2 protein-coding genes and 1 pseudogene are annotated in these 2,042 nt (G+C 65.5%); 2 read left to right on the top strand and 1 reads right to left on the bottom strand.

The genetic code is table 11. From position 1 onward, the window contains the following. Window positions 1–31: 31 nt before the first annotated feature. A pseudogene (locus AB0F18_RS39105) lies at window positions 32–197 on the bottom strand (IS701 family transposase); the annotation flags it as partial. A gap of 245 nt (window positions 198–442) precedes the next feature. Between AB0F18_RS39105 and AB0F18_RS39110 the strand changes: the two are divergent. Together AB0F18_RS39110 and AB0F18_RS39115 are read left to right on the top strand one after the other, a co-directional pair. Next, complete coding sequence (locus AB0F18_RS39110; RefSeq protein ID WP_362070281.1) at window positions 443–673, top strand: hypothetical protein; 231 nt, start codon at window positions 443–445, stop codon at window positions 671–673. Continuing rightward, window positions 673–933, top strand: a complete 261-nt coding sequence (locus tag AB0F18_RS39115) for a hypothetical protein (protein WP_362070284.1) — start codon at window positions 673–675, stop codon at window positions 931–933. The genes AB0F18_RS39110 and AB0F18_RS39115 overlap by 1 nt, the downstream gene beginning before the upstream one ends. Window positions 934–2,042: the final 1,109 nt, after the last annotated feature.

Here is a 2,042-nt window from a genome sequence, read left to right on the forward strand (position 1 = left end):
CCTGACGGAACTCGCCGACTGAACCGCTCGGTCATGCCTGGGCTGCTTGCCACCGGTAATGGCCGGCCCGCGATCGGGCCTGGTGACGACGTCGCCAGTGGGACCAGCTGAGCCGGTGATCCGCGTCGTGGACGGGGCTGGACAACGAGTGTGATGAACAGGCGCTGGATCTCGTTGCAGGTGAGTGGGATCAGCTCACCCTGGAAGGCGACATCATCCTCAGTGCTCTGTCAGCCCGGGGCGCATCAGAACGAGCTGTGAAGCACCTACGCAAGCTCATCGGCGAGGTCGACCGGCACTGAACCGCCAGCGAGGCGGCCCCCAACCCGGCCAGGAGATCCGCCTCGCTGCCGCAGGCACCTGGTTGAAGCCAACAAGACGCGCTCCCCGATAGACCGGAGATACGGTGGACAACGACGCCACGCCACGCCAGGAGCCCGCCATGAGCGACGACCGAGACCAGCAGCCAGCCGCCGAACCCCAGCCGGCCGAGGGAGCCGACTCCCTGCTCGCCTACGCCGCCCGCACCCGGGCAAAGGCGAACGACCTCGCCGCGTTCCTCGAAGACGTTGCTTCCAACGGAGTGCCCGGCCCCGAGCAGACCACCCCCTGGGAGACGGTACGGGACCGCCGCCTTGCCGAACTTGATGCTGAACGGGGACACGTCGCCTGATGGCCCGACACCCCGGCCGGCGAGCACGGATCGCCTTCACCGACAGCGCCACCGATCAGATCAACAAACTCGGCCGCCACGAAATTCACGCCCTCGACCGGGCCCTGGCAGCCCTCTCCGTCGACCCCACCATGGGCGAGCCCATCCCTGGCTCTACCCCCGAGTTGCACCGCTACGACGACGATCTCGAAGAGGTCGCCGTCATCTACTACATGACCGCCCTGCGCACGGTCATCGTTGTCGCGTACGTAGAAGCCTGAAGACTGCCAGAAGCCCTCAGAAGCCCGCCCGCGGGCCGCTGAGGGCTTCTGAGTCATGGAAGGTCGATGGCCTCTCGCGCGCTGTCGAGGAACTCGACGCGGGCCTGGATGCCCTCGAATCGTATGGATCCGCAGTTACGTCGTGCTTCTACCACAGGAGGGAGGGTTGCCCCCGACACTTGGGTTACCGCGTCCCACTGTGCGGAAGAGAGTCGAGGATCTGCAGCGCGTTGTGGACTTGGGGAGGATGGCTGGGCTTGTTGCGCTTACGCCGCCACCAGGCGGCACAGGCCCTCCCTGCCCTCCGGTGGATCTCCCACTGCGCGGGGATGTAACGGAGGTCTTGCGGCACGCCGTCAAGAATTCAGTGTGGATCTTCCTGATGGCTTCTCTGTAGGGCTCCGTATCCTTCCCATCCTCCACCGCCTGCCCGAAGTACTTCTCTGCACGCTCCAGACATAGTGCGATGTTCAGGATGGCCATGGGTGCCACCATGTTCAGTTCGGCCATGGCTGCATCCATCTGTCGCACAACGTGCATTTGTTGCGACAGGGAGTCCAGCCCGAGCTGCGCAAGTGCTCGTTCTCTCTTGCGGCGCGTCACCCTTCGCTTCACATCCTCAATGCGAATCTCCAGCTCCCAGTACAGGGAGTAAGTCGCTGCTGTCGAAGCAAGGAAGCTGGTGTACGCGTCCCGCCGTTCGTCGCGACTTCCGATCTTGATCAGAGTCACCTTGGGGCGGCGGAAATACGCGGTTCCGGCTTGGCCAGCGAGGCCAGTGCCTGCGCGGAGAACACCATCGGCGGTAAGGGCAGTCAGAGGGTCCACGATTGAGTGACGCCTGGAGACCGTTTGGGGGTTCCAGGCGCCGAAGCGGAGGCTGAGCGTGCACGCCAGCGCGCGACACGGCAGGCAATGCGGCGGATGCTGCGCGATCGCTAGGGTCTGTCGTCGAAGTCCCGTCGTCGCCCGGAGGGCGGCCCCGCGGCGTCTGGTGCGTGCTCTCGGTGCGCGGGGCGCAAGACCTCGTACTGGGCGTACTCGGTCTTGCGCCCGGTGCGGCGAGAGTGCGTGCCAGGCGTCGCGGGGCAGACGGGACTTTGACGACA

This window comes from Streptomyces sp. NPDC029216, from assembly GCF_040648015.1.
Classification (GTDB): Bacteria; Actinomycetota; Actinomycetes; order Streptomycetales; family Streptomycetaceae; genus Streptomyces.